Here is a 3360-nt window from a genome sequence, read left to right as displayed (position 1 = left end):
CCCACCACCCTCACCACCCACCCGGCCCGTCCGGCGTTCGAGGACGCGGCCGCAGGCCGCCCCGCCCGCTGGGGGCACCTCCCGGACGAAGTCTGGGGGAGGCAACGGTGGGAACCTCCGCGCGCCGCCACGCACGGTGAGGCGTCACACACAGGTCCCCGCGCTGTGCGAGCGTGGCGGCGGTATAGCCTGACGCCGGATCTCTTGATACCGAGAGAGGTCCGCCATACATGGGCAGGGACACCCGACCCCAGTTCGCAGCAGGAGATCGCCATGACCCGCACTCCCGTCAATGTCACCGTCACCGGCGCGGCCGGTCAGATCGGCTACGCGCTGCTCTTCCGCATCGCCTCCGGTCAGCTCCTCGGCGCGGACGTGCCGGTCAAGCTGCGCCTGCTGGAGATCCCGCAGGGCCTGAAGGCCGCCGAGGGCACCGCCATGGAGCTCGACGACTGCGCGTTCCCGCTGCTGCGCGGCATCGACATCACCGACGATGCGAACGTGGCCTTCGACGGTGCCAACGTGGCCCTGCTCGTCGGCGCCCGCCCGCGTACCAAGGGCATGGAGCGCGGTGACCTGCTGGAGGCCAACGGCGGCATCTTCAAGCCGCAGGGCCAGGCCATCAACGCCCACGCCGCGGACGACATCAAGGTCCTGGTCGTCGGCAACCCGGCCAACACCAACGCCCTGATCGCCCAGGCCGCCGCCCCGGACGTGCCCGCCGAGCGCTTCACCGCCATGACGCGCCTGGACCACAACCGCGCGCTGACCCAGCTGGCGAAGAAGGCCGGTGTCTCCGTCGCCGACGTCAAGAAGCTGACGATCTGGGGCAACCACTCCGCCACCCAGTACCCGGACATCTTCCACGCCGAGGTCGCGGGCAAGAACGCCGCCGAGGCCGTGAACGACGAGGCGTGGCTGGCCGACACCTTCATCCCGACCGTCGCCAAGCGCGGCGCCGCGATCATCGAGGCCCGTGGCGCCTCCTCGGCCGCCTCCGCCGCCAACGCCGCCATCGACCACGTCCACACCTGGGTCAACGGCACCGCCGCCGGCGACTGGACCTCCATGGGCATCCCCTCGGACGGCTCCTACGGTGTGCCGGAGGGCCTCATCTCCTCCTTCCCGGTCGTCTGCAAGGACGGCACGTACGAGATCGTCCAGGGCCTGGAGATCAACGACTTCTCCCGCGCCCGCATCGACGCCTCCGTCAAGGAGCTCGCGGAGGAGCGCGACGCGGTGCGCGCCCTCGGCCTCATCTGAGTCCGTCGAGTCTGTTGAGCCTGTTGAGTCCGTCGCGCGTCCGTCGCGCCTGATCGGCTCACGCGATCGGCCGGTTGAGCGAATCCTCCGGCCGATCTCCGTCAACCGATCTAATTCGTACAGGCTTACCGACGTACGCTCGTACGCGTCGAATTCCGGCCCGTCAATCGTCCCCGGCCGGGGACGGTGGCGGGCCGTTCGGCTTATTCTGGGTTCTCCGAAAGTGCGTCAACTCCTACTGATTCGCAGGTGAGTTCGACGATCGGGGGACGTATGTCAACTTCTGTTGGACGTGAGTCCCGCACGGAGGCCACGAGGCTTCTCTGTGCGGGCACCTACCTGGACAGCGATTTCCGCCGCCGCGTCATCGAGGAGCTGGTGGAGCACGAGGAGCGTTCGATAGCGCCCTCGCTCGGTGTCGACATCGTGCCGGTGCTCGCGTACGCGCTGCGCGCCCGCGCGCAGGACGTGCAGACCGCGCTGTGGCTCCTCGTGTTCTGGGGCCTCTTCATCGGCGTCGAGGTCGGCACCGGCAGCGAGGACTCCGCGGCCGACCCGTTCGGCCTCGGCATCTCCTTGTGGTCGGTGCTGTACGCGATCGTCTGCTTCCTGCAGTGGACGTCCGCGGCCTCCGCCGGGCGCGGCTCGTCCGTCTACGTACTGGACAAGCGCATGATGCGCGAGGCGATGCGGGGGCAGGTGCGGGTCCTGATACCCGTGGTGTCAGGGGTATTAGCCGTCGGCTACTGGCTCTACGCGCTGATCCAGCTCATCTGGGGCTCGGGCAGCTGGATGGCCATCGTCTTCCCGCTGCTGCTGACCCTGCCCATCTGGGCACACCGCGCGCGGGTCTCCGACGTGATGCGCAACGAACTGAGCCGCAAGGAGTTCGCGCGGCGGGAGCGGGCCGTCCCGTACACCGAGCACCACCGGCGGGTCGCGCGGGCCATCGACCGCGAGCAGTACGCGGGCCTGACGATCTACGACTCGGGACGCCCCTTCCTCGGCATGGGGCGGCCCTACGAGCCCTGGTCGTTCGTCCTGGAGCTCAAGCGGCGCAAGGACGCCGACCCGGCGGCCGCGGGCCCGGCGCCCTTCACGGCCCGTACGGTCGTGGAGCTGATCCGGCCGCGGCTGGAGGCGCTGCGGGACAGCGCCGCGCAGACCAGCCGGGACCGGCTGAAGGACCTGGAGATCGAGGAGTTCGTCTATCTGCCGGTCGGCCCGCCGCGCCCGGAGGTCGACTACGCGGGCGGCTCCGTCCTGCGGCACCTGGCCGAGGCGGTCGACGAGGGCGGCGAGGCCCGCCGCTACTTCCTGCGCATCCGTGTCGGCGCCTGGGACGAGCAGGTCGTGGCGACCATCCTGATCCGGGTGCACACCCAGGGCGGCATGCTGGTCCTGGAGGTCGTGCCGCACGTCCTGATGCCCATCAAGCCGGAGTTCCGCGCGGTCGACGTGATCGCGGCGCGCGGCCCGGACAACTTCCTGCGCGACGGCCTGCGCGCCCTGCTCAGCGGGCCCGCGGCCGGGTTCGCGTCCGCCGTCTCCACGGTGAGCTCCGCCGTCCACGGCTTCCGCACCTGGCTGGCGACGCCGCAGTACGGCATGCCGGACGGCCCGGCGACCTCGGTGCGGGAGCTCGCGGGCACGCAGACGCTGTCGCTGTTCCAGGAGATGGACATCAGCCGCTATGTGAAGACGGTCCAGGACCGTATCGCGAGCGGCGTACGGGACGCCCTGCGCTCCCAGGGCTATGAGACCGACCAGTTCGAGCAGCAGATCGTCCAGATCAGCGAGGGCGGCGTGTTCATCGGCTCGATGAGCGGCGGAGCGGTCGCCAGCGGGGCCGGGGCACAGGCGAACACCACGAAAAGCGGGGGATCATGACGGAGGACAAGGACCGGCAGGGCAAGGCCGCGGAGCGGGGTGGCGGTATCGCCATCGGCCGCATGACCGGGGGCGCGGTCGTCAGCGGCCCCGGGGCGCGCGCGGAGGACCGTTCGGAGCGCGCCGCCCGGCCCGCCGCCAGGGAGGACGGGGCCGCCCCCGTCCCGCAGCACGTACCCGCCGACGGCGGCATCGCGGTAGGGGAGC

2 protein-coding genes and 1 pseudogene are annotated in these 3360 nt (G+C 70.7%); all 3 read left to right on the top strand.

Going from position 1 to position 3360, the window contains the following annotated elements:
- Positions 1-273 precede the first annotated feature (273 nt).
- Positions 274-1263: a malate dehydrogenase gene (locus K6I34_RS34015; protein WP_229331899.1), complete on the top strand. Its 990-nt coding sequence runs from the start codon at positions 274-276 to the stop codon at positions 1261-1263.
- A 273-nt stretch (positions 1264-1536) separates the two neighbouring features.
- Complete coding sequence (locus K6I34_RS34010) at positions 1537-3153, top strand: hypothetical protein (RefSeq protein WP_229331898.1); 1617 nt, start codon at positions 1537-1539, stop codon at positions 3151-3153.
- Positions 3150-3360, top strand: a pseudogene (locus tag K6I34_RS34005) (hypothetical protein); the annotation flags it as partial. The gene K6I34_RS34010 and the pseudogene K6I34_RS34005, both read left to right, overlap by 4 nt.

Source organism: Streptomyces sp. UNOC14_S4, from assembly GCF_020740835.1.
Taxonomy (GTDB): domain Bacteria; phylum Actinomycetota; class Actinomycetes; order Streptomycetales; family Streptomycetaceae; genus Streptomyces.
The sequence above is the reverse complement of the archived record's forward strand: the minus strand, read 5'-3'. Positions and strand labels throughout refer to the sequence as shown.

Coding starts and splice junctions, on each gene's coding strand:
- K6I34_RS34015 (WP_229331899.1), top strand. CDS start 274: ATGACCCGCACTCCCGTCAATGTCACCGTCACCGGCGCGGCCGGTCAG.
- K6I34_RS34010 (WP_229331898.1), top strand. CDS start 1,537: ATGTCAACTTCTGTTGGACGTGAGTCCCGCACGGAGGCCACGAGGCTT.